This window comes from Micromonospora sp. NPDC047812, from assembly GCF_040704175.1.
In the GTDB taxonomy this organism is placed as follows: domain Bacteria; phylum Actinomycetota; class Actinomycetes; order Mycobacteriales; family Micromonosporaceae; genus Micromonospora.
Genome location: NZ_JBEYRY010000002.1, coordinates 1,339,791 through 1,363,746, shown reverse-complemented (window position 1 = coordinate 1,363,746; position 23,956 = coordinate 1,339,791). Strand labels below are relative to the sequence as shown.

At 72.2% G+C, this 23,956-nt stretch carries 21 protein-coding genes; 11 read left to right on the top strand and 10 right to left on the bottom strand.

Annotated features, from left to right (window positions below):
* Positions 1–33: 33 nt before the first annotated feature.
* The 4 genes from AB0883_RS14170 (at position 34) to AB0883_RS14155 (ending at position 3,215) form a co-directional block, all read left to right on the top strand.
* Positions 34–1,338, top strand: coding sequence for a glycosyltransferase 87 family protein (locus AB0883_RS14170; protein ID WP_366641532.1), 1,305 nt, complete (start codon positions 34–36; stop codon positions 1,336–1,338).
* Between the two features lie 9 nt (positions 1,339–1,347).
* Positions 1,348–1,980, top strand: a complete 633-nt coding sequence (locus tag AB0883_RS14165) for a phosphoribosyltransferase family protein (protein WP_366641531.1) — start codon at positions 1,348–1,350, stop codon at positions 1,978–1,980.
* Between the two features lie 22 nt (positions 1,981–2,002).
* On the top strand, positions 2,003–2,419 hold the full coding sequence (locus tag AB0883_RS14160; protein ID WP_366641530.1) for a zf-TFIIB domain-containing protein: 417 nt from the start codon (positions 2,003–2,005) through the stop codon (positions 2,417–2,419).
* A 115-nt stretch (positions 2,420–2,534) separates the two neighbouring features.
* The gene (locus tag AB0883_RS14155) at positions 2,535–3,215 is read left to right on the top strand and encodes a maleylpyruvate isomerase N-terminal domain-containing protein (RefSeq protein ID WP_366641529.1); all 681 of its coding nucleotides are present in this window, start codon (positions 2,535–2,537) and stop codon (positions 3,213–3,215) included.
* Between the two features lie 15 nt (positions 3,216–3,230).
* Here the strand turns inward: AB0883_RS14155 and dnaB are convergent, their stop codons facing one another.
* Positions 3,231–6,158 carry a replicative DNA helicase gene (gene dnaB, locus AB0883_RS14150; protein ID WP_366641528.1) on the bottom strand — a complete coding sequence of 976 codons (2,928 nt, stop codon included), beginning with the start codon at positions 6,156–6,158 and terminating at the stop codon, positions 3,231–3,233.
* A gap of 378 nt (positions 6,159–6,536) precedes the next feature.
* Here dnaB and AB0883_RS14145 point away from each other — a divergent pair, with 378 nt between their 5' ends.
* Entirely contained in the window at positions 6,537–8,105 is a 1,569-nt protein-coding gene (locus AB0883_RS14145) for a hypothetical protein (RefSeq protein ID WP_366641527.1), read from the top strand.
* Positions 8,106–8,268: 163 nt separating this feature from the next.
* Here the strand turns inward: AB0883_RS14145 and rplI are convergent, their stop codons facing one another.
* The 4 genes from rplI to rpsF form a co-directional block, all read right to left on the bottom strand.
* Positions 8,269–8,715 carry a 50S ribosomal protein L9 gene (gene rplI / locus AB0883_RS14140; RefSeq protein WP_121397434.1) on the bottom strand — a complete coding sequence of 149 codons (447 nt, stop codon included), beginning with the start codon at positions 8,713–8,715 and terminating at the stop codon, positions 8,269–8,271.
* Positions 8,716–8,729: 14 nt separating this feature from the next.
* The gene (gene rpsR / locus AB0883_RS14135) at positions 8,730–8,969 is read right to left on the bottom strand and encodes a 30S ribosomal protein S18 (protein ID WP_007073789.1); all 240 of its coding nucleotides are present in this window, start codon (positions 8,967–8,969) and stop codon (positions 8,730–8,732) included.
* 41 nt (positions 8,970–9,010) lie between these two features.
* Entirely contained in the window at positions 9,011–9,547 is a 537-nt protein-coding gene (locus AB0883_RS14130) for a single-stranded DNA-binding protein (protein ID WP_172896610.1), read from the bottom strand.
* 80 nt (positions 9,548–9,627) lie between these two features.
* Positions 9,628–9,918, bottom strand: a complete 291-nt coding sequence (rpsF, locus tag AB0883_RS14125; RefSeq protein ID WP_121397433.1) for a 30S ribosomal protein S6 — start codon at positions 9,916–9,918, stop codon at positions 9,628–9,630.
* Positions 9,919–10,558: 640 nt separating this feature from the next.
* Between rpsF and AB0883_RS14120 the strand changes: the two genes are divergently transcribed.
* On the top strand, positions 10,559–11,350 hold the full coding sequence (locus AB0883_RS14120) for a deoxyribonuclease IV (RefSeq protein WP_366641526.1): 792 nt from the start codon (positions 10,559–10,561) through the stop codon (positions 11,348–11,350).
* Positions 11,347–13,818, top strand: coding sequence for a hypothetical protein (locus AB0883_RS14115; RefSeq protein ID WP_366641525.1), 2,472 nt, complete (start codon positions 11,347–11,349; stop codon positions 13,816–13,818). The genes AB0883_RS14120 and AB0883_RS14115 overlap by 4 nt, the downstream gene beginning before the upstream one ends.
* 47 nt (positions 13,819–13,865) lie before the next feature.
* Here AB0883_RS14115 and AB0883_RS14110 read toward each other — a convergent pair whose 3' ends face one another.
* From AB0883_RS14110 to AB0883_RS14100, 3 genes are all read right to left on the bottom strand, one after another.
* Positions 13,866–15,371: a glycosyltransferase 87 family protein gene (locus tag AB0883_RS14110; protein WP_366641524.1), complete on the bottom strand. Its 1,506-nt coding sequence runs from the start codon at positions 15,369–15,371 to the stop codon at positions 13,866–13,868.
* Between the two features lie 117 nt (positions 15,372–15,488).
* A complete protein-coding gene (locus AB0883_RS14105; RefSeq protein ID WP_366641523.1) occupies positions 15,489–18,425 on the bottom strand; it encodes a transglycosylase domain-containing protein in 2,937 nt (978 codons plus the stop codon).
* Positions 18,426–18,622: 197 nt separating this feature from the next.
* The gene (locus tag AB0883_RS14100) at positions 18,623–19,090 is read right to left on the bottom strand and encodes a DUF5318 domain-containing protein (RefSeq protein ID WP_366641522.1); all 468 of its coding nucleotides are present in this window, start codon (positions 19,088–19,090) and stop codon (positions 18,623–18,625) included.
* 174 nt (positions 19,091–19,264) lie between these two features.
* Here AB0883_RS14100 and AB0883_RS14095 point away from each other — a divergent pair, with 174 nt between their 5' ends.
* Together AB0883_RS14095 and AB0883_RS14090 are read left to right on the top strand one after the other, a co-directional pair.
* Complete coding sequence (locus AB0883_RS14095; RefSeq protein WP_121397428.1) at positions 19,265–19,903, top strand: PadR family transcriptional regulator; 639 nt, start codon at positions 19,265–19,267, stop codon at positions 19,901–19,903.
* Between the two features lie 23 nt (positions 19,904–19,926).
* Entirely contained in the window at positions 19,927–21,006 is a 1,080-nt protein-coding gene (locus tag AB0883_RS14090) for an inositol-3-phosphate synthase (protein WP_121397427.1), read from the top strand.
* 146 nt (positions 21,007–21,152) lie between these two features.
* Here the strand turns inward: AB0883_RS14090 and AB0883_RS14085 are convergent, their stop codons facing one another.
* Positions 21,153–21,632, bottom strand: coding sequence for a methylated-DNA--[protein]-cysteine S-methyltransferase (locus tag AB0883_RS14085; protein WP_366641521.1), 480 nt, complete (start codon positions 21,630–21,632; stop codon positions 21,153–21,155).
* Between the two features lie 98 nt (positions 21,633–21,730).
* The gene (locus tag AB0883_RS14080; RefSeq protein WP_366641520.1) at positions 21,731–22,135 is read right to left on the bottom strand and encodes a hypothetical protein; all 405 of its coding nucleotides are present in this window, start codon (positions 22,133–22,135) and stop codon (positions 21,731–21,733) included.
* A gap of 119 nt (positions 22,136–22,254) precedes the next feature.
* Between AB0883_RS14080 and AB0883_RS14075 the strand changes: the two genes are divergently transcribed.
* A complete protein-coding gene (locus AB0883_RS14075; protein WP_366641519.1) occupies positions 22,255–22,770 on the top strand; it encodes a SigE family RNA polymerase sigma factor in 516 nt (171 codons plus the stop codon).
* Positions 22,767–23,903: a hypothetical protein gene (locus AB0883_RS14070; RefSeq protein ID WP_366641518.1), complete on the top strand. Its 1,137-nt coding sequence runs from the start codon at positions 22,767–22,769 to the stop codon at positions 23,901–23,903. The genes AB0883_RS14075 and AB0883_RS14070 overlap by 4 nt, the downstream gene beginning before the upstream one ends.
* Positions 23,904–23,956 lie beyond the last annotated feature (53 nt).

Genomic DNA, 23,956 nt, shown 5'->3' with positions numbered 1-23,956 from the left:
CTGCGACGCGCACCTGCTGCCAGACTGGCCCGCGTGACCGCCGCCCCGACCGCCCGCCGCCGTGGCTGGCAGCCCCTCCACTCCGCCGCCGGCGGCCTCGCCCTCGACCTCGGCCTGTACGCCGCCTCGGCGGCCTTCGCCGCGATCACGGCCGCCACGTCCACCCTCGCCCCGCACCGCGCCTGGGGCGCCGTCGCCGCCGTCGGATACCTCCTCGCCGCCCTCGCCGCCACCGGCCAACTCCTGCTGCGCCGGCGCGACCCCGGATCGCCGCCGGCCGGGCTGCGGGCCCGCTGGGCGGTCACCGGGTTCGCCTGGTTCGCCACCGCCCTGCTGCCGCTGGCCTGGCAGAGCGTCCAACGGTCCGGCGGACGCACCGACCGGGCACAGGAGGAGGTGCTGGTCGTCGAGGAGTCCGGCCGGCGGCTGGTCGACACCGGCACGCCGTACCTCGGGCACGACGCGATCGCCGCCCTGCCACCCGGCGAACAACTGCTCGGCTACACCCCGTACCAGCCGGGAATGGCACTGTTCGGGCTGCCCCGGGCGGCCGTCGACGCCTGGTGGACCGACGCCCGCGTCTGGTTCGCCGTCGGGGCCGCGCTGGCGCTCGCCCTGGCCGTCCGCGCCCTCCTCCGCGGCGTGCGCCTGACCGCGGACGACCACACCGGCGCCGCCCTCCTCCGCGGCGTACAGGCCGCCACCGTCCTCCCGGTCTGCGCGCTCACCCTCGCCACCGGCGGCGACGACCTGCCCGTACTCGCGCTCTGCCTGCTCGCCCTCGCCCTCGCCGCCACCGGACGCCCGGGCCGGGCCGGCCTCGCGGTCGGCCTGGCCGGGGCGCTGAAGCTCTTCGCCTGGCCGGTCGCCCTCGTGCTGATCATCTGGGGGCTGACCCGGCGGGCCGGCCTACGGGTCGCCGCGGGCGCCATCGGCCTGCCCGCCGCCGCGCTGCTGCCGGCGCTACTCGTCGACCGCGACGCGCTGGTCGAGAACGTGCTCCGCTTCCCGCTCGGGCACGGCCTGGTGACCAGCCCCGCACAGTCGCCGTTCCCCGGCCACCTGATCGCCACCGCGCTGCCCGCCGGCCGCGCCGTCGCCGCAGCCCTCCTGCTCGCCGCCGGGCTGGCCATCGCCGTCCGGCTCGCCCGCCGTCCGCCCCGCACCGCCGTCGCCGCCGCCCTGATCTGCGGGTACGGCCTGCTCGCCGCGATCCTGCTGATGCCCACGACCCGCTTCGGCTACCTGCTCTATCCGCTCGCCCTCCTCGCGTGGGCCCCCGCCCTGCACCCCCCGGTTTCCGCGAACCGGCGGGCGAAGGCCGGCGACACGGCGTAGACCTGAGGCATGACCACCTACCGCGACCGCGAAGAGGCGGGCCGGACGCTCGCCGAACGGCTCACCGCACTCATCGGTGCACCGGACGTCATCGTCCTCGGGCTGGTGCGCGGCGGCGTGCCCGTGGCCCGGGTGGTCGCCGAGCGTCTCGGCGCGCCCCTGGACGTGCTGGTCGTCCGGAAACTCGGCATGCCGTGGGCACCCGAGGTGGCCTTCGGCGCGCTCGGCCCCGGCGGCGTACGGGTCCTCAACGACGTCGTGGCCAGCCGGCTCACGGAGGACGACGTCGCCGAGGTCGTCCGCCGCGAGGAGGCCGAACTGGACCGGCGGGAACGGCTCTACCGCGCCGGTCGACCGCCGCTCGACCTGACCGGGCGCACCGCCGTGATCGTCGACGACGGCCTGGCCACCGGCGCCACCGCCCGCGCCGCCGTCCAGGTCGCCCGCCACCTCGGCGCCCGCCGGGTCGTGGTCGCCGTCCCGGTCGGCTCGCAGGAGGCGTACGAGATGCTTGCCGCCGAGGCCGACCAGGTCGTCTGCGCCCAGCACCCGCCGGAGTTCATGGCGGTGAGCGCCTACTACGAGGACTTCCACGAGGTCGCCGACTACGAAGTCACGGAAGCGCTGACAGCGACTGCGTGACCTGACCGGGTACGGTCGGAGAATGAGCCTGACCTGTCCCAAGTGTCACGGAGAAATGCGCCAGTACGAGCGCAGCGGCGTCGTCATCGACCAGTGCGGCGAGTGCCGGGGAATCTTCCTCGACCGCGGCGAGCTGGAGAAGCTGTTCGAGGCGGAGGCCAACTGGAACCGCCAGCAGGGTGGGGCCGCCCCGGCGCAGCCCGCCCAGCAGGGCGGCTACGCCGGCCAGCCGAGCCACCAGCAGGGCGGTTACCCGCCTCCGCCGCCCCCGCCGCCGCCCGCTCCCGCCCCGCACCAGCCGGGCTACGGCGCCGTCCCGCCGCCGGTGCACGGCTACCCGCCGGCCCCCGCCTACGGCCACGGCCAGCAGCACCACGGCTACCACGGGCACTACAAGCGCAAGAAGCACAAGAGCTTCCTGGACGAGATGTTCGGCTGAGCCACTCCGTCGACCGGGCCGGCGCATCGACCGGCCCGGTCACCCGTGGTTCCACGCCCTCCCACCACCGCCGGTCGCCGTGCCGGCCGGCGGCGGCCGTGCGACGCTGCACCCCATGACGCCGCACACGCTGCACCACCCGCTGGCGCAGGCGTACGACGGGATCACCCGCGTCGTCGCCGACCTCGACGACGCCGGCCTGCAACGGCCCACCCGGTGCCGGGGCTGGCTCGTCGCCGACCTGCTCTTCCACGTGCTCTGCGACGCCCAGCGGGCGCTGGTCGCGCTGGCCAGCCCCGCCGAGGGCCCGGCCGACGTGGACGACGTGAGCTACTGGCGCGCGTTCCCGTCCGAGGGGGACGGGGAAGGCGCACGGCACGCCTGGTGGGCCCGCCGCTCGGCAGCCGCATTCGACCGTCCCGGCGGGATAGTCCGGCTCTGGACCGACACCGCACCCGCCGCCGTACGCGCCGCTGGCGCGGCCGATCCCGACGGCCATGTCACCACCCAGGGGCACGTGCTGCGGATGCCGGACCTGATCGCCACCCTGACCACCGAGGCCGTCGTGCACCACCTGGACCTGGTGCTCGACCTGCCCGACGCGCCCCTGCCCGGGACGCTCGCGACGGGCGTCGCGGTGGCCACCATGGACGGCCTGCTCAGCGACGACGCCGTCCGACCGGCCGCGTGGAGCGACGCGGAATACCTGCTCAAGGCGACCGGACGACTGCCGCTCACCGACCGCGACCAGCTCGAACTCGGCGAGGTCGCCGGCTGGTTCCCCCTCCTGGGCTGAGCGGCGCAGCCGTCCTCAGACGATGGCCATGTCGACGAAGCGCGACAGGTGGAGCTGCGCGGCCACCGTCACGGTGTCGGTCGGACCATTTCTGTGCTTGGCAACAATGAAATCCGCCTCCCCGGCGCGCGGCGACTCCTTGTCGTAGTAGTCGTCGCGGTGCAGCAGGATGACGACGTCGGCATCCTGCTCAATCGATCCACTTTCCCGCAAATCAGACAACTGCGGTCGCTTGTCGGTGCGCTGCTCCGGGCCACGGTTCAGCTGGCTCACCGCGATCACCGGGCACTCGACCTCCTTGGCGAGCAGCTTGAGGCCACGGGAGAGGTCCGCGACCTCCTGCTGCCGGCTCTCGGTGCGCTTCGGGGAGGTCATCAGCTGGAGATAGTCGACCACGATCAGCTTGAGGTCGTGCCGCTGCTTGAGTCGGCGCGCCTTGGCCCGGATCTCCATCAGGTTCATGCTCGGCGTGTCGTCGACGAAGAGCGGCGCCTCGCTGATCTCGCCCATGCAGCGGGCGAGCTTGGTCCAGTCGTCGTCGGAGAGCTGCCCGCTGCGCAGGACGTGCAGCGGCACCCGCGCCTCGGCCGAGAGCAACCGCATGACGATCTCGACCTTGCTCATTTCCAGCGAGAAGATGGCCGACGCCTGGTTGGCCCTGATCGCGGCGTTGCGTGCGAAATCCATGCTGGCGGTGCTGTTGTGTGTCGGGATCATCGCCCGACCCGCAAGGTAGAGGTGCGCGGGATTGTCCACCGTGACGCACCGGACCGGCACGCTCGGCACCGGTCGGACGTCGACGATGAAACGGCTGTCCGTCCGGGAGTTGCTCTCGCTACGGCGCCGCAGCCGGTGTGCCTCCCGCTTGCGGGTCAGGCGGAACACCTCGTCCCTCGTCGTGAAGTTCAAGTTGAAGGCGATCGAGCTTTCCGCCGTACGCCCCTTGACGGTCTTCCGACTGACCGAGCAGCGGTACCCGAGACTGACCACCAACTCGTGCACGTCCTCGGCGAGGCGGGGGGACGTCGTGGTGAACTGCACGTTCCCGCCGACGGTCACGGTGCCGTCGGTGTCGAGCAGCCCGGCCAGCAGCGCTCGTCGCTGCGCCTCCGAGGCCCGCAGGTACGCGGCGGGGATGTGCTTGTCGCCCAACACCCCGGCCGCGCGCAGGTAACCACGGAAGGAGCCGTAACGCTTGTGGCAGTCACGGCACCTGCGACTGCCGTTCCAGGCGCTGGCGTCCACTCTCCCGCAGTGGGCGCAGCCTTCGCGCCGCGCCGCAGGGACGAGCCCCTTCGAGCGACCCCCGCACGACTGGCCGCAGGTGTGGACCGCCGGGCCACGAGGCGTGAAGACCGCGTGGCAGACGACGCATTCACGGTCCGGGAGCGCTGGCAACCGTGGCGGACGAATGGTGTAGACCATCGGCCCCGAAGGTCTGACCTCGAAGCCGTCGGACTCGATTCCGGCCAGGATCTCCGGGTCGACGGTGGTGACCCTTCCTTCCGCCGTGTGGCCGTCGCCGAGCCAGACGCCGAGCGTGTACGGCGCAAGCGGGAGTTCGCGTTCCGGAAGTCGGAGTGCGGCGGCGTTCTCGACCGCGTGATTGAGCCGACGGTCAGCCGTGTTCGTACGCAGGGTCGCTCGTATCTGCTCCGTCGTCACCACGTCCTGCAACTCCGCCGCCGCCAGGCTCTCCGACCACTGCTCGACACGATCCAGCAACTGGCGGTATAGGCGGCGGGCCGGATAAGCCCTGGCCGGGCGCGCACGCGGGCGCCTACGCATGACGACAGGCGACTCGTCGGCGATGTCATGAGCCACCCGTTGGGCGGTGTGCGTGAACTCCGGGCCGAGTACGGCGGCCAACTCCGCGATCGTGACGTCGTCACTGGGCGTGGCACCCGCGGCCGCCCGGTGTAGCCGTTCGATGGCGTCGGGAGACCAGTGGTTGCGCCGGCGGACGGGGGCTGCGCGGCGGCTCGCCCACGTGGTGGTCTTCCACAGGTGTTCACCGTCGGCAACGATCACCGAGCCGTCGGAGAACTCGACTTCGTAGCACGGCCGGTCGTGCCGTACCTCGAACGCGGCGGTGACCTTCGTCGGTAGGCCGTCGGCGCTCAGCAACTCGTCGCCGACCTTGACGTCCCCCATCGTGGTCCAGCCCGTCGGCGTGGGAAGCGGGGTGTCCAGCGCGAGCGCCTTTCCCAACCCGGGGCGTCCGGCAACGATCACGAGCTGCCCCGCGTGCAGGCCGTTGAGCAGGCGGTCGAGGTCGGTGAAGCCGGTGGGCACGCCGGTCATCACGCCGCCCTGGGCGCCCACCGCCTCGATCTCGTCCAGCGTGGGCTGGAGCATGTCGGCGAGCACGGCGAAGTCCTCGCTGACGCGGCGCTCCGTGACGTCGTAGACCGCCTGCTGCGCGAGGTCGACGATGTCGTCGACGTCGCGGCTGCCACCCTGGCCCGTGCCGTAGCCCAGCTGCACGATCTTGGTGCCGGCCTCGACCAGGCGCCGCAGGACGGCCCGCTCGCTGACGATGCGGGCGTAGTACGCCGCGTTCGCGGCGGTCGGCACGCTGGCGATCAGCGTGTGCAGGTAGGGGGCGCCGCCGATGCGGACGAGGTCGCCGGAGTCCGCCAAGGCCGCCGCCACGGTGATGGAGTCGGCCGGCTCGCCCCGGCCGTAGATCTCCAGAATTGTGTCGAAGATGGTGGCGTGCACCGGCCGGTAGAAGTCGTTGGTCTTGAGGATCTCGACGACGTCGGCGATGGCGTCCTTGGACAGCAGCATGCCGCCGAGGACGCACTGCTCGGCGGCGACGTCCTGCGGCGGGGTCTTGTCGAACTGGCCGTCGCGCTGCGGCGGCGCGGACGCCTGCCCCCCGCCCGATCGCGAGTCCGCCCGCATGTCGTCGGTGACCGACACGGGTTCCCCCTCCACTGCGTCGGATCCGGATTCAGCCCTACCGCCGAGGTACGACAACCTCGACCTGCCGGTCGATCGGGGGTCATCGCACGGCCGGTCGGGGGCCAACCATACGGAACCCGAGGTCAGCCACTCAACCACGTCGGTGGACGAGCCTCGGGACAACCTGTGGACGCCGGTGGACGAGCATGTGCGCAGTGTGTGCACAGCCTGTGGACAACGGCTGGGGAATTCCCCGCCGCAGGGCCCTGAACTGCGGAAACGTAATCCCCAGCCTGTGGACGGCAAGTTTTCGGTCGAACTGCGCGGTCGAACGTCCCGTACTATCTCCAGCGAACGGCTACACCTGCACAGCGGCTTGCGCCATCGGTTGAGAAGGGTCACGCTCCGGCCGTGAGTAACCGGGACTGGGGACGCGGAGAGGGTGGTCCGCGCGAGCCGGTCGCCCCCTGGGAGGATCCCGCCGACCCGGCACCGGTCGATCCCTACGAGCGCGCTCCCGCCCGGCACCGCACGCCGAGCCGGCGCCGGGCCGTCGAGCGCGGCCAGCGGGAACCGGTCGACAGCTACCTGCCGCGGTGGGCACTGGAGTCGGGGGTCCGCAGCGCTGACGGCGGTGGCCGGCACGCCGCGCCCGACGACGAGGCGCGGATCGAGGCCGACCGGCCGCATTCCGGTGCCTGGCGGAGCACGGAGACCACGAGCAGTTGGCACCTGGTCAGCGAGACGAGCTGGCGCGAGACCCCGGCGATCGGCGCTGCCCCGGAGTCGGCGCACACCGGGGAGTGGACGTTCGACCGCCCGCAGGAGCGGGGATACTCCGGGCGGCGGCGGGCCGAGGACGACCCCGTCTCGGGATCGGCGCCGCCGAGCCGGCCGAGGCGTTCGTCGTCGCACCGCCCGCAGGTCGTCTGGTCCGGGCTGGAGGAGGCGGACGCCTCCGGGCCCGTACCGGATCGGGAGGGCGAGCGGCCGGCCCGCCGGGGCCGGCGGGCGGCGGAGGAGCGACCCGCCGTCGATCCGTGGGACCGGGAGTCGCACCTCGCCGCGTCCGAGATCCCGCCCTCCCGTCCTCCGGCGGTGGACGCGTGGGACGCGTCGGGTGTGCACGCGTGGCATCCGGCCGGTGAGGTCGACCGCTGGGACCACGCCGGCATCGGCCGCTGGGACCGGAGCGACGACACCGGCCGCTGGGACCGGACCGACGGCACGGCTCAGTGGGACCTGACCGACGGCACCGGTGAGTGGCACCGGTCCGACGACACCGGCCAGTGGGAACGGTATTCCGACGACGGTGGGTGGGACAGGACGGCGCCGGGTTCCGGCGGTGGTGCCGTCCAGGGGTGGCCTCGGCCGGGGCAGGACGACCGGAGCGAGGGTTTCTGGTCGGGTACCCGGCTGGCGGGCGACGATCCCCGCTGGATGGGCCCGCCGGTGTCGGCGCCCCGGTCGCCGGTGGTGCCCTACTCCGCGCCGCGACCGCGTCCGGCGCCGCGGCGGCGCGTGGCCGAGCCGGTCGGTGCCGCGTCGGCGTCGGCCGTACGCCGTCGGGCCGGGACAGCCGGGGCGGGGGCGTGGGGCCGTCGCATCGAGGACGACCTGCTCGATCCCGATCCGGGCGGGCCCTGGCGGTCGCTGGTCTACACGGTCGCGTGCTATCTGGTGCCGGCGGCGCTGATCTTCGTCTGGTTGCTGACCCTGGACGGACAGGTGCCGGCGGGGTGTGTCACGGACATCACCGGAGGGGGTTGCGACTCGCCGAGGGCGCGGGCGCTGGGCTCGCTGGCGGCGGGCCTGCCGCGCTTCGGGTTGGCGCTGGTCTGCAGCCTGGTCGTGGCGCTGCTGCTGCGCCGGGTCGGGACGACGTGGCGTTCGGCCAGCGTCGCGCTGGCGGCGGCCGTGGTCGGCGGCGGTCTCTCGACGGTGATGATCAGCGCGGTGACGGGCCAGCCGATCGGCTGACGATCGGCGCGGTGACCGGCCAGCCTGTAGACCGACGCGCCGCCGCCGACCGTGCGGCGGGAGCGTCCGCAGGCGTACGGCGGGAAGTCCGACGGCGGCCGTACGGGCGAAACAGGGCCCGCACCGGTCGGTGCGGGCCCTGTCGTGGTGCTGGGGTGAGGTGTCAGCCCTGGACGACGTTGAGGTCGAACTTGGCGGTCACCTCGGGGTGCAGCTTGATCTGCACCGGGTAGGAGCCGGTCGACTTGATGGGACCGGACAGCTCCAGCCGACGCCGGTCGAGGACGGGACCACCGGCGGCCTTGACGGCGTCGACGATCTCGGCCGGGGTGACCGAGCCGAAGAGCCGACCGCCGTCGCCGGCGCGGGCCTTCAGGCTGACCTTGAGACCCTCGAGCTGGCCCTTGACCTCGTTGGCGTGGCCGAGGTCGCGGATCTCCCGGGCCGAACGGGCCCGCTTGATGACCGTGACCTGCTTCTCCGCACCCTTGGTCCAGGCGATCGCGAAGCCCTGCGGCAGCAGGTAGTTACGGCCGTAGCCGTTCTTGACCTCGACGATGTCGCCCGGGGCACCGAGGCCGGACACCTCCTGAGTCAGGATGATCTTCATTTCGGTGCCTCCTCTCAGCGGGCCGTGGCCGTGTACGGCAGGAGCGCCATCTCACGGGCGTTCTTGACCGCACGGGCGATCTGCCGCTGCTGCTGCGAGGTCACGCCGGTCACCCGCCGAGCGCGGATCTTGCCGCGGTCGGAGATGAACTTGCGCAGCAGCGCGGTGTCCTTGTAATCGATGTAGGTGATCCCGTCCTTGTCGAGCGGGTTCACCTTCTTCTTCGGCTTGCGAAGTGCAGCGGCCTTGGCCATTGCTCGTGCTCCTGGTTTGCGATCGCGGGCGCTCGGCGCCATTAGAACGGGGGCTCCTCGTCGAAGTTGCCGCCACCCGAACCACCGCGCGAGGGTGCCGGTGCAGCCGAGGCCCAGGGGTCGTCGAAGTTGCCTCCGCCGCCGCCCTGGCCACCTCCACCACCGCCGCCGAAGCCGCCGCCACCGCCGCCGGAGCGGGACATCTTCTGCACCTTCGCCGTGGCGTAGCGCAGCGACGGGCCGATCTCGTCGACCTCGAGCTCGATGACTGTGCGCTTCTCGCCCTCGCGCGTCTCGTACGACCGCTGACGCAGCCGACCCGAGACGATCACGCGGGCGCCCCGCTGGAGCGACTCGGCGACGTGCTCCGCCGCCTGCCGCCACACGGTGCACGCCAGGAAGAGCGGCTCGCCGTCCTTCCACTCGCCGGAGGCCTTGTCCATGAACCGGGGCGTCGAAGCGACCCGGAACTTGGCGACCGCCGCACCGGAGGGGGTGAACCGCAACTCGGGGTCATCGGTCAGGTTGCCGATGACCGTGATGGTGGTGTCTCCTGCCATGACCATCTCCTCGCGCACTCATCAGTTCTGCCGTACAGGCTCTCAGAGCCCTCCGACAGTGCCGATGAGGCTGATCCGGGTGAACCGGGTTGAATGCTTTAGCGCATCTCCGGCCGGATGACCTTGGTGCGCAGCACGGACTCGTTGAGCCGCAGCTGACGGTCCAGCTCGGCCACCGCTGCGGGCGTCGCCTGCAGGTCGATGACGGCGTAGATGCCTTCGGCCTTCTTGTTGATCTCGTACGCGAGGCGCCGGCGGCCCCACACATCGGTCTTCTCGACCGAGCCACCCGCGGTGCGGATCACGTTCAGGTACGTGTCGAGCGACGGGGCGACGGTGCGCTCCTCGAGGCTGGGGTCGAGGATCACCATGACTTCGTAATGACGCAAGACGTGCTCACCTCCTGTGGGCTAGGCGGCCACGGTCCTTCCGTGGCAGGAGGTCGTGCGTCGTGGCCCGTGCCGGTTCCGGGGGAACCCGGCCGGACGCGGACAACCGGACCAGGATACCCGGTCCCGACGATCATGCCCGGGGTGGTCGGGCAGGGCCCCTTCCGCCGGGCGAGGCGACGGGGGCCCGCGTCGACGTCGCTGTCGATGCGGGCCCCCGTACACGAGGCCGCGGGGCGTCCCGTCCGCATTCCTTGGGTGGGACCTGGGGAGGAACGACCACACCGATGAGGTTGGACCGGGGACGCCCCGCGGAGCTTTATCGTGTTGTTACCTGACGTTACAACGGCACTTGCCCCTTGTCGGAGGAAATGGCGGAATTCTCCGACAAATTTCCCGCTGACCCCGGTTCCGTCGGGGCGGGCCCCTGCCGCGCCGGGCCGCGCGGCAGGGGTGCCCCCGCTCTCGGGCGGTTCGACGCGCCCCCGGCAGGCCGACCTGCGCCGTTCCGGGCCGGCTGCGGCAACCGTGGATCCCACTCGCATCAACGACCGCTGGCGCCGGCAGGTGACGCGTGGGACCGGCGAGTCCGCCACCGCCGTCATCCCGGCTGTCGGCGACGCGACGTAGGCTCCCGTGCATGCGTATCGGAGCCCACGTCGATTCGACCGACCCGGTGGCGGAGGCGACCGCCCGAGGAGCCGAGGCCGTGCAGTTCTTCCTCTCCGACCCACAGGGGTGGAAGGCACCGAAGCCGCGGGAGGACGCGGACCGGCTGCGGGCCGCGGGCGTCGACCTCTACGTGCACGCGCCGTACGTCATCAACGTCGCGACCCTGAACAACCGGATCCGGATTCCCAGCCGCAAGCTGCTGCTCGGGCACGCCCAGGCGGCCGCCGCCATCGGCGCCAAGGGGCTGATCGTGCACGGTGGGCACGTCAACGCCGGCGACGACCTGGCCGTCGGCTTCGACAACTGGCGCAAGACCTTCGCGTACGCGGCGGACTCCGGCGGCTTCGACGTGCCGGTCCTGATCGAGAACACCGCCGGCGGTGACAACGCCTGCGCCCGGCGGCTCGACGCGCTCGCCCGGCTCTGGGACGCCGTCGGCGACCACGAGGTGGGCTTCTGCCTGGACACGTGCCACGCCCACGCCGGCGGCGAGGAACTGCTCGGGCTCGTCGACCGGGTGAAGGCGATCACCGGGCGGATCGACCTGATCCACGCCAACAACTCCAAGGGCGCGTTCAACTCCGGTCAGGACCGGCACGACAACCTCGACGGCGGCACGATCGACCCGGAGCTGGTGGTGGCGGTCATCCGCGCGGCCGGCGCGCCGGTCATCGTCGAGACCCCCGGCGGGGTCGACGGTCAGGGCGCCGACATCGCCTTCCTGCGCGACCGACTGGGCACGGGGAGCCCGGCGGCATGACGACCGAGCAGTCCGCCGCCGGCAGCCCCCGTCCCGACGCCGCCGCCGAGAAGGTCGACGCTGCCGAGAAGACGGAAGCCGCCGGGAAGACCGACACGGCCGGTGCCACGCCCGGCTCGGCCGCCAGAACCGGCGGAACCGGCAGAACCGAGCCCAAGGCCGGGGCGGCCGAGCCCAAGGCCGGGGCGGCCGAACCCAAGGCCGGGGCGGCCGAACCCAAGGCCGGGGCGGCCGAATTCGGCACCGGTGGAACCCGACCCGGTGCTGACACGGCCCAGGCCAGGGCCGGGGCCGAAGCCAAGGCGGTCGGAGCCGACAGGGTCGGCGCGACCGAGACGGGAAACGGTAAGGCCGGCACCACGGCGGGCGGGGCCGACGAGGTCGCCACCACGGCGGGCGGGGCCGACGAGGTCGCCACCACGGCGGGCAAGGCGGACGCGAAGGCGGGCTCAGCCGGCAAGGACGGCGGCAAGGGCGCGGCCGACAAGGCAGGCGCAGCCGCCAAGGACGGCGCAAAGGGCGCGGACGCCGTGGCAGGCGCAGCCGGCGAGGACGGTGCCAAGGGCGCGGCCGACAAGGCGGACGCGAAGGTGGGCTCAGCCGGTGCGGCCGGGGCGGTCGGCGAGGGCGCGGGCAAGGGCAGCGACAAGGCTGCCGGCAAGAACGAGGACGGGGGCGACAAGGAGGGCAAGCCGGACCGGTGGGAGGCCTTCGCGTCCGCCCCCGAACCGGTGCCTTCCCGGATCGGCCGCGCCGCGCGTTCGGTCGGCCGCCTGCTGATCCACGAGTGGACGCTCGCGGCGTTCGCCTCGCTGGCGTTGGCCGTGCTGATGACCTGGCCCACGCTGCGCTACCCGCGGCACACGTTGCCGCAGGACTACTGGGACCCCAGCCTCCAGGCGTGGCAGATGGCCTGGTCGGGGCACATCCTGCTGACCAATCCGGCGCAGCTGTGGCAGTCGAACACCTTCTTCCCGGAGTCCTGGAGCTTCGCCTTCTCCGACACCCTGCTCGGGTACGCCCCGGCGGGCATGATCGGCACCGGCCCCGAAGCCGCCGTGCTCCGCTACAACATCATGTTCGTGCTGGCCCACGCGCTCGCCACCCTCGGGGCGTACGCGCTGGCCCGGCAGCTCGGCGCGGGCCGGATCGGTTCCGCGGTGGCCGGGGCGAGCTTCGCGTACGCGCCGTGGCTGCTGGCCCAGGCCGGGCACCTGCACGTGATTTCCAACGGCGGCATCCCGCTGGCGTTGGCGATGCTCGCCCGGGGGCACGGCTGGTCGTTGCGGTACGGGTACCGCCCCGAGCGCCGGCACGACGGCTGGATCTACACCGGCTGGCTGGTCGCGGCCTGGCAACTGAGTCTCGGCTTCGGCATCGGCCTGCCGTTCGCGTACTTCCTCGCCGGGACCGTGCTGGTCGCGGCCGTCACCTGGTTCCTGCGGCGGTGGGTGATCCGGCCGGTCAAGCGCCCGTTCGGCCGCCGGCTGTTCATCGCGGACCTGGTCGGCGGTCTGTTGTTCGCCGGCGTCGGCGGGCTGCTGGCCATCCCGTACTTCAAGGTGGCGGAGCTGCACCCGCAGGCGGAGCGGTCCATCGGCGACATCGACCTCTACTCCCCGCCCGCGACCGGCTTCTTGACCGCACCGGCCGAGTCGCGGGTCTGGGGCGCACTGCACGAGGGCGCGCGGGCCACACTGGCCTCGCACGCCGAGATGACCCTGTTGCCCGGCTTCGTGCTCTACGCCCTCGCCATCGGCGGGCTCTTCTTCTCGGTCTGGAAGGTGCGCCACCGGGTGCTCCTGTTCGCCGGAGTGGTGGTGACCATGGTGCTCGCCATGGGCACCTGGTTCTTCGACGGCACCTTCACCTACGTGCCGTTGTTCGAGCACCTGCCCGGGTGGAACGGCATCCGCACCCCCGGCCGGCTGATGCTCTGGACGACGCTGCTGCTCGGGCTGCTCGCGGCGGGCGCGGTCAGCGCGTTCGCCGCCCGGGTCCGGGAGGTCTACGCCGAGCGGATCCCCTCCTGGCCGAGCCCGTGGCTGCGGCTGGCCACCCTGCTGCCGCTGGTGCTGGTGATCGGCGAGGGGTTGAACGCCACGCCGCACCCGGTCGTGCCGCCCCAGCCGGCGACGATGCGGACCGTGGACGGGCCGCTGCTGGTGCTGCCGAGCAACCAGAGCCTCGACCAGCCGGTGATGCTCTGGTCCACGAGCCGGTTCCAGGACGTGGTGAACGGCGGGAGCGGCTTCACGCCGCGGCAGCTCGACGACGTACGCCGGGTGACGGTCTCCTTCCCCGACCAGGTCAGCGTCGACTACCTGCGCGTCCTCGGGGTCCGCAACGTGCTGCTGATGCGCGACCAGATCGTCGGCACGCCCTGGGAGGTCACCGTCGACGCACCGGTCGACGGGCTCGGCATCACCCGCGAGGAGATCGGCGACGTGGTCGTCTACCGCCTCTGACCGGCGTTCTCCCGGCCGTCGGGGTCGCCTCCGACGGCCGGGAGCGGTCAGACGGCGGCGGGTGTCGGCTCGGCCGGCACCTCGGGACGGCGTCGCCAGCGGTCGAGCCAGGGCGCGTCCGGGGCCCCGTCGAGCGGCCCGCCGTCCGGGTCGTCGGCGTAGGTCCGCCGCACCGGGTCGAGTTCCGGCCGCAGGATCTCCCGGACGACCAGCACGCAGAGCACCACCACGGTGGCCAGGCGCAGGGTCGACGCCAGCACGAAGACGCCCTCCGGGAAGACCGGCTTGCTGGTCGCCGCGCCGAGCAGTTCGCCGTAGAAGGCCACGAAGTAGCCGACCTCGGCCACCTGCCAGGCCAGGAACGCGCCCCACTTCGGGCGGGCGAGCACCACCAGCGGCAGCAGCCAGAGCACGAACTGCTGCGACCACACCTTGCTGAAGATCAGGAAGGCGGCGACCACCAGGAACGCGAGCTGGGCGAGCCGGGGCCGGCGCGGGGCCAGCAGTCCCAGCGCGGCCACGCCGAGGCAGGCCAGCCCGAAGAGGGCGTACGACAGGGTGTTCAGCGTCGGGATGTTGACGTTCAGCCACTCGAACGGCCCGAGATCGGCGGGGTTGGCGTTGCCGAACTTTCCGTCCAGGTAGCGGCCGATGTACCAGAGGGTGCCCCAGTCGATGGGCCGGGTCGAGTTCAGCTCGAAGAAGCGGTCCCAGTTCTCCCGGTAGGGAATGGCGACCGGAAGGTTCACGAGGACCAGGGAGACCAGGGCCGCGCCGAAGGCGGTGAGGGCGGCGCGGAGCCGCCCGGCGCGCAGCGCCAGCACCAGGATCGGGCCGAGGATGAACAGCGGCCACATCTTGGCCGCCCCGGCGAGACCGAGCAGGACGCCGGCCGCCAGCGGGCGGCTGCGGGCCCAGGCGAAGAGGCCGAACGCGGCCAGGCCGATGGCGAGCAGGTCCCAGTTGACCGTGGCGGTGAGCATCAGCGCGGGGGCGAGCGCGAAGAGCGCGGCGTCCCATGGTCGGCGGCGGCGCAGGGCGAGGAGCACCGCCACCGTGGCGACCGCCAGCGCGCCGAGCACCAGCGCGTTCAGGTTGTAGAACCACATGCCCTGGTTGAGCCCCGAGTCGTTCTGACCGAGGGCGTGCACGGGCAGGCCGAGGGCGCCCATGAAGTAGCCGGTGAGGACCGGGTACTCGACGGGGTGGTCCTGGTAGGGGACCGCACCCTCGTTGAGCCGCTCGGCGTAGTAGAGCGCCAGGACGTCGGTGTAGCAGAACCGGGTGTACTGCACGTTGTTCTGCCAGGCGCCGTCCTGGCAGGGCGACTTCTGCACCCAGTGCAACGCCAGGGTCAGGCAGACCAGGGCCAGGACGATGCGGGTCGCCGTCCAGAACCGGCTCTCCCGCCCGGTGGGCCGGTCCAGGGCGACGGCGTGGTCGCCCAGCGGGCCGCCGATGGCGCCGGAGAGGCCCCGGACGAAGCCGTCGGAGCGGGACGGATGGTCAGGGGCACCGGCGTCGTCGATGCCTCGCGTCGACTGCGTGCTCATGAAGGTGCATCCTGCCGTACATCGGGCCTCCGCGTCCCCTCCCTCTCACGACACGTCGATACGCGAAACGCCGCCGGCGGCCGGAGAGGTGCTCCGGCCGCCGGCGGCGTTCGTCGATCAGTCGTTGTCCGGTCTGGGCGTCAGGCTCGGTAGCAGCCCGCCGCCGCCGCCGTCCCGGCCGGGGCGCGGATCGGTCGGGACGGTGGGCGCGGTGGGCCCGCCGGGGCCACCGGGGCCGCCCGGAGGGTTACCACCGCCGTTGTTCCCACCACCGTTGTTGCCGCCCGGGCAGAACAGGCCCAGCGGGTCGCAGGTCGGTTGGCCCGAGGGGGGCGGCGGGGGCGGGGGCGCCTCGCCGTTGCCGGTGTTCGGGTCGCCGACGTTCGCCGCGGGCGGGAAGTCCTTCTTCTCCCAGTCCTTGACCTTGTGTGCCTCGTCCATGAACCGTTCCCAGATGGTGCCCGGCAGGTTGCCGCCACTGATCTTGGTGCCGTCCTTCAGCTTGAGCGGCTTGCGGTCCTTGACGTTGCCGACCCAGACAGCGGTGGCGATCTGCGGGGTGTAGCCGATCATCCAGGCGTCGCCGTTGTCGTCGCTGTCCGACTTGAGCTCCCAGGTACCGGTCTTGGAGGCCGCCTTACGGCCGTCGTCGAGCCGGTGGTTGACCTGCGCGGGATACCGCTCCAGCACCGAGGTCACGTCCGCCACGACGTCCTTGTCGATGCGCTGCTCCCCCTTGAGCGCACCCTCGTCGGCGATCTTCTTCCACTTGCCGGTCACCTCGTCCCGCTTCTCCACGGAGTAGAGGAAGTGGGCCTTGTGGTAGCGGCCCTGGTTGGCGAAGGTGGCGACGCCGTTGGCGTGGTCCAGGACGGTGATCGGGTACTGGCCGTAGCCGACGACGTGGAAGAACGGGCTCGGCGCGATGTCCTTCGGGTCGGTCTTGGTGAGGTCGTAGCCCTTCGGCGGGTTGGTGTCCGAGCGCCACATCATGCTGACGCCGGCCTTGGCCGCCATGTCGACGACCTTGTCCGGGCCGATCGCCTCGGTGACGTGATAGAACGGCACGTTCAGCGACTTGAGGGTGGAGACCGTCAGGGTGCAGGAGTTGCCGCACTCCGGGTTGTCGACGCCGGCGTTGCTGACCTTGAACTTGGTGTCCTTCGGGGTGAACGCCCTGCCCTTCCAGCGCGACTCGAGGGCCTTGCCCTCCTTGAGCGCCGCCGCCAGGGTGTAGATCTTGAAGCTCGAGCCCGGGGGGTGACCGCCGTAGGGGTTGCCGGAGGAGTCGATGTTCTTGCCGGCGTAGTCGGTGCCGGTGCCGTTGTCGCCGCCGTAGTAGGCGAGCACGCGACCGTTCTTCGGGTCGATGGCCACCACCGCCGCCATCAGGTTCTTCGGCTGGTCGGAGAGTTCCGACCCCTTGGTCTTGCGCTGGGCGGTCTCGACCGCCGCCTTCTGGATCTTCGTGTCGATCGTGGTGCGGATCTTGTAGCCGCCCGACATCAGCGCCTGGGAACAGAGCGGCTTGGCGTCGGTGACCTGATCCTCCTTGTCGACGCAGATACCCTTGTCCCGCATCTCCTGCTTGACGTAGTTGATCACGTTGCCGTACGGGGTGTTGACGCCGTAGTCGATGCCGGCGCCGCCCTGGTTCGGCTTCTTGGGCATCGGGTAGTCGGCCAGGGTGGGCGCCGGCGGCTTGCCGGGTGCGTTAAGCCAGCCCTCGGCGACCATGCCGCTGATGACGTACTCCCAGCGGGACTTGGCGTCGGTGAGGTTGACCGCCGGGTCGTAGCCCTTGTGGCCCGCGCCGGCCTCCGGCTGCTTGATCAGCGCCGCGAGGACCGCGCCCTCGGCCACGCTCAGCTTGTTCGCCGGCTTGCCGTAGTACGTCTGCGCCGCCGCCTCGATGCCGTGCGCGCCCCGCCCGAAGTAGATGATGTTCAGGTAGTGCTGCATGATCTGCGGCTTGGTGTACTCGTCGTTGAGCTTGGAGGCGAGGATCGCCTCCTTGACCTTCCGGGCGTAGGTGTCGTCCTTCAGGTTGTCGAACGCGTTCCGCGCGTACTGCTGGGTGATCGTCGAGGCGCCCTGCTTGCTGCCGCCGGAGACGTTGTTCCACGCGGCCCGGACGATGCCCTTGTAGTCCACACCGGAGTGCTCGTAGAAGTTGCGGTCCTCGGCCGCCGCGACCGCGTCCTGCACGTGCTTCGGGATCTGTTCGATGGTGACCAGCGTCCGGTTCTGCGTGCCGACCTTCGCGATGATCGTCTTGTTGTCGGCCGCGTAGAGGGTGGTCGCCTGCGGCGGCGTGGTGTCCTCTGGGAGGACCACGTTGGTCGAGTAGTAGGTGAAGCCGACGACGCCGAGCCCCGCGAGCATGATGAACACGGCGAAGGCGGCGATCAGCATGTTGACCCGCTTGCGCTTCTTCGCCCGCGCCGCGCCGGCCGGGTCGCCCGCGCCGCGCCCGCGCCGGCCGGGGCCGGTCGGCCCGCCGGGCCCACCAGGCCCGCCTGCGGCCGGGGAGACGCTCGCCCGGGCCGAGGCCCGGCCGCTGACGCCGCCGACCGCCGCCGAACCGACGCTGGCCCGTCCGGCCGGTGCGGCGCCGACTGCTGCGGAGCCCACCGAGGCACGACCGGCCGGCCCGCCGGCCGCCGGGGAGACCGGCACCGACGCGCGACCCGCGCCCGCCGCCCGGCCCGCGGCCGGCGCCGGAGAGACCGGCACGGAGGCCCGGCCCGGCACCGCCCGACCGACGGAGGCCGAACCCACCGAGGCGGAGCCCACCGGGGCCGAGCCGGCACGCGGCGGTACGGCCGCCGACGCCGAACCGGAACCGCCACGCGGCGGAACGGCGGCCGAGCCGCCGACCGAGGCCCGTCCGCCGGTGCCGGCCCGGGGCGCGACCGAGGCGCGACCTGCGGGTGCCGTACCCTCCTGTGCAGCCGACCAGCCGCCCCCGGAGGCGTCACCGCCGGGGTCGCCGTGCTGGCCCGGAATCTGGGCCCGCCCGCGCGGGGAACTGGAATCGCCGTACGAGTTCATTCCTCACACCCTGCCGTCGCGGTGGGACGCGACTGCGCCGCCACCGGTTTGCCGTGAGATGGGACACCCGTCGAGGGCGGCACGCGCGTGCCGGTCGACCGGTGCCACTTGCGAATCAATCGGGCCAATCAGACCAACGATCCGTCGGTCTCCCCGGGCGTGCGTGCGCTGGCCGGGGTCGGCCGATCGAGCGAAGATCACCGTTGCGCCTCTCGCCTCCGTCGACCGCCCGTACCGTTGCCCGAGGCGGCCGCGCCGCCCACCGCGTCCTGATCCTGCCCGCCCTCCGGGCTTCCGGTCAGCCCGTCCCGGCCGAGCAGGTACTGCTCGACGAGGTGGTTCCAGTCGCAGCCGAGGCACACCTCCACCACGAAGACCTGGAACTCACGCACCGTCATCGCCAGCACCGGCAACTCGGCCAGTGTCCGGGCCTGCCCGGCGGACTGCTTGAGTTCGTCGCCGTAAATGTAGTGGACGTGGGTCAGGTTCTCGCTCCGGCAGATCGGACACCGCTCGTCGGTCGGCTCGCCGTGGAAGCGGGCGGCGTTCTTCAGGTAGGGCGAGGCGTCGCAGACGTCGTACGTGCCGACCCGGCCCGCGAGGAGCTCACGCAGCACCGCTCGCTTCCGGAGCGAGTAGTCGACCACCTGGCGCTGCGTACGCATGCGGAGAAGGGTACGCGGTCTCGTCGGACGGGGCGACCACGGTGACGATGCGTGACGGGAGAACCTCGGAGCGGGGGTTTGCCCTGATCACGACGATCCGCTAGCGTGCGATGTATCGGTCCGATACATCGCGGCGGTTACCGCTCCGCGTAGAGGGTACAGAGAGGATGGCCCGTGCTCGAGCTCGCCATCCTCGGCCTCCTGCAGGAGTCTCCGATGCACGGCTACGAGCTGCGCAAGGAGCTGACCGCCAAGCTCGGCGCGATCAGGGCGGCGATCAGCTACGGCTCGCTCTATCCCACGCTGCGCAGGTTGCAGGCGGCGGGCTGGATCACCGAGGCCGCGGAGGCACCCGCCACTGTCGAGGAGGTTCCCGCGCTGACCAGCCGACGAGGTCGGGTGGTCTACGAAATCACCGCGGAGGGCAAGGAACGCTTCGCCCAACTGATCGCACAGACCGGGCCGGAGACGTACGACGACACGGGTTTCGGCGTGCACTTCGCGTTCTTCGCCCGGACCGACCAGGCGACCCGACTCCGCATCCTGGAGGGTCGCCGGCGAAAGATCGAGGAACGCCGCGAAGGGCTTCGCGACGTGCTCGGCCGGGCGGCCGAGCGGCTCGACGCCTACACGCTGGAACTGCAGCGCCACGGCCTGGACGCCTGTGAGCGCGAGGTCCGCTGGCTGGAGGAGCTCATCGCCAACGAGCGCTCCGGCCGTGCCCCGACGGTCCCGTCAACCGGGACGGCCGGCGGCCGACGAGAAGACAACAGCCCGCCTCCGCCTGGAGAGTCCAGGAAAGAGCGGCCGTGATGAAGAAGAAGGAGGCAGACGCTATGGGCTCCGTCCGCGTCGCCATCGTCGGTGTGGGTAACTGCGCCTCGTCCCTCGTGCAGGGCGTGGAGTACTACCGCAACGCCGACCCGAACGACCGCGTCCCGGGTCTCATGCACGTCACCTTCGGCGACTACCACGTTTCGGACGTGCAGTTCGTCGCGGCGTTCGACGTGGACGCCAAGAAGGTGGGCATGGACCTCGCCGAGGCGATCGTCGCCAGCGAGAACAACACCATCAAGCTCTGCGACGTGCCGCCGACCGGCGTCACCGTGCAGCGCGGTCCGACCTTCGACGGTCTGGGCCAGTACTACCGCGAGATCGTCGAGGAGTCCGACGCCAAGCCGGTCGACGTCGCCCAGGCGCTGCGCGACGCGCAGGTCGACGTCGTGGTCTCGTACCTGCCGGTCGGCTCCGAGCAGGCCGACAAGTTCTACGCCCAGGCCGCGATCGACGCCGGCTGCGCGTTCGTCAACGCGCTTCCGGTCTTCATCGCCTCCGATCCGGAGTGGGCCAAGAAGTTCGAGGACGCGGGCCTGCCGATCGTCGGTGACGACATCAAGAGCCAGGTCGGCGCCACCATCGTGCACCGGGCGCTGGCGAAGCTGTTCGAGGACCGGGGCGTCGAGCTGCTGCGCACGTACCAGCTCAACTTCGGCGGCAACATGGACTTCATGAACATGCTGGAGCGCAACCGCCTGGTCTCGAAGAAGATCTCGAAGACCCAGTCGGTCACCTCGCAGATCCCGCACGAGATGAGCAAGAGCGACGTGCACATCGGCCCGTCGGACCACGTGCCGTGGCTGGACGACCGCAAGTGGGCGTACATCCGCCTGGAGGGTCGCTCCTTCGGCGACACCCCGCTCAACGCCGAGCTCAAGCTCGAGGTGTGGGACTCGCCGAACTCGGCCGGTGTCATCATCGACGCCGTCCGCGCCGCGAAGATCGCGCTGGACCGGAAGATCGGCGGCCCGATCCTGTCGGCCTCGTCGTACTTCATGAAGTCCCCGCCGGTGCAGTACGCCGACCACGACGCGCACGCCGCCGTCGAGGCGTTCATCGCCGGTGACGTCGAGCGCTGACGCGCTGACACCAGCACCATCGAGGGCCGGGTCCGTGCGGACCCGGCCCTCGCCACGTCCGGCCCCGCAGCCGTACGCGCGACGACCATCGCCGTCACACAGGTCGAGCGGTCGGCGACCTGCCGTCAGGACCGCGTCGCACCGCCTCAGGACCAGGCGCGTCGCAGGGCGACCCCGGCCTCCAACTCCAGCAGCTTCACCTTGCGGTCCAGCCCGCCGCCGAAACCGACCAGCTTGCCGCCGGCGCCGACGATCCGGTGGCACGGCACGAGCACCGGGATCGGGTTGCGGTTGCAGGCCACCCCGACCGCTCGGGCGGCACCCGGGTCGCCGAGCCGGCGGGCCACCTCGCCGTAGGTGAGCGTCTCCCCGTACGGGATGCGCGTCATCTCCCGCCAGACGCCCCGCTCGAAGTCGGACCCGCCCGGCGCCGCCAGCGGCACCGCGAAGCCGGTCAGCTCGCCCGCGAAGTACGCCCGCAGCTCCGCCAGCGCCTGTCGGGCCGCCTCGTCGCCCGGTTCCTCGGTGGCTCCGTCGACCCGGCCGAAGTGGGCCCGGCGCACATGGGTCCCGTCGGTGGCGACGGAGAACTCGCCGATCGGGGAGTCGAGCACGGTCCAGCGCATCCCCCCATTGTCCCCCGGCGCCCCGACAGGGCTCCCGCCCGAGCCGCCGGGGGGGGGTCACCGTGCATCCGGGCCGCCGACGGGAGACGTCCGGCCGGTCAGAGCAGGGTGAAGCCGAGCAGCAGGGCACCGGCGCCGAGGCTGGCACCGCCCGCCACGGTCAGCCAGATCAGCTTGTTCGGCTTCGTGTCCCGCGGCCGGGCCACGGAGAGGAAGAAGCCGAGCGGCATCAGGATGGGCGCGGCCACGAGCAGGGTGCGGATGAGCGTACGCGTGCCGTCGGACGCGTCGGCCTGGTCCACGTAGGGCAGCACGGCCAGCGCGAAGAGGACCAGCACCCCGGCGTGCGCGTGCCCGGCCGTCCAGAGCCCCCGGCGCACCGGATTGTCCAGGTAGCCGGCCTTGCGCCGGGTGAGGTGCATGAGCAGGGTCAGCCCGCCGTACGCGATCGTGACGACGGTGATCAGCAGGATGCCGGCGGTGGTCAGGGTTGCCGAGGACACGGGAACCTCCTTCTTGTCGATGTCAAGATTGGTGCTCCGCCCGAATCTTGTCAACAGCTAGATTGCTGGCGAGGCAAAGTTCGGACGCCGGTAGGCGTCAGAGCTACCGGAGGTGGGCGGTGACCGAAGGGACCGACGGGGAGTTCACCGCGTTCGTCAACGAACGGGGAAACGTCCTGCTGCGCATCGCGTACGCCCTGGCCGGCGACCAGCACGGCGCCGAGGACCTGCTGCAGAACGCGCTGGCCAAGGCGTACGCCCGGTGGCCCCGGATCCGCGGCGACGCCGAGCCGTACGTGCGACGGATCCTCTACCACGACCAGGTCTCCGGATGGCGGCGCCGGTCCCGGCGGCCGGAGGTGCCGGTCGCGGTGCTGCCCGAGCGGGTCGGGAGCCGGGACAGCGGGCAGGACGCCGACCTGCGGATGCTGCTGCGCGACGCGCTGCTGTCGCTGCCGCCCCGACAGCGCGCCGTGCTGACCCTGCGCTACCTGGAGGACCTCAGCGTCGAGCAGACCGCCGCGCTGCTCGGCTGCCGGGCGGGCACCGTCGCCAGCCAGACCTCGAAGGCGCTGGCCAGACTGCGACGACTGGTACCCGCCCTCGACGACAGCGTCACGGAGGAGGTCCCATGAACGGCTCCGGGGAGGACGTCCTGCGTTCCGCCGTACGGGAGATCGCGGCCGAGGCCCGGGCGGTGCCCGACCTCGCCGACCGGGCCCTGCTCCGGGGCCGACGGCTGCGTCGCCGACGCCGCACGGCCGCGGCCGGCGGCGCCCTCGCGGCACTGGTCGCCCTCGTCGGGCCGTACGTCTGGCTGCGCCCCGGCGCCACCCAGGACACGGCCGCCGCGCCGGTCGTCACCTTGGCGGCGACGGTGTCGGCCGCTCCGCGCACGATGCCCGTCGTTCCCGCGCCGACCGGCGACTGGACGCGCGCGGTCGTGACGCTGCCCGGCGACTGGGTGCTCACCGGCGCCACCTCCACCGGCACCCCCGCCGAGCGTGGGTACGCCCTGGACCGCGAACGCGGCCGGTACGTCGCCGTCGACCGCCGGTACGAGGAGACCTGGGCCGCGCCCCGGGGCGGGACCGCCGCCGTCGTCGACTACGAACGCGCCGGCCAGATCGGCCTGCTCGACCTGCGCGACGGGACGGTCCGCTGGGTCCGCACCGGCAGCCACATCATGACCCCGCACTGGTCGCCCGACGGGCGGCGGCTGGCGCTGACGCTGCTGGACAAGGAGAGCGCCCGGTTCTCCCTCGGCGTGCTCGACGCGGCCACCGGCGCCTACCGCACCTTCCCGGTGGACACGAACCGTTACTTCTGCACCGACCAGTGCTTCTTCACCTGGGCCCGGGACGGCCGGGAGGTCGCGCTCCAGCAGACCGACCCGGACGTCCCCCGCTCGGAGTCCCGGCCGCACGCGCGGCGGGGCGTGCAGTTCTTCTCCGCCACCGACGGCCGGCCGACGCGGTTCGTGCCCGTCCCCGGCGACCCCGCCGGCCCCTGGTCGTGGTCGCCGAACGGCCGGCTCGTGGTGATCAAGGGCCAGGACGGCCCGGAGGTGGCGGAGGTGGCGACCGGGCGGGTGATCGGCCCGGCCCCCGCCCAGGACGCCGTGTGGGTGGCCGACGACCAGCTGCTGTACCGCGTCGGCTGGACGGCCGAGATGGCGCTGGTCGACCTCGACGGACGGGAACTGGCGCGGCAGGCCCTCCCCCCGTCGCTGGAGGTCAACCTCACCCTGGCGGTCGCGCCCCGCTGAGCGCCCGGGTCGCGGCCCGGGCGAGCCGACGCCCCCGGCCGACGTTGCGGGCC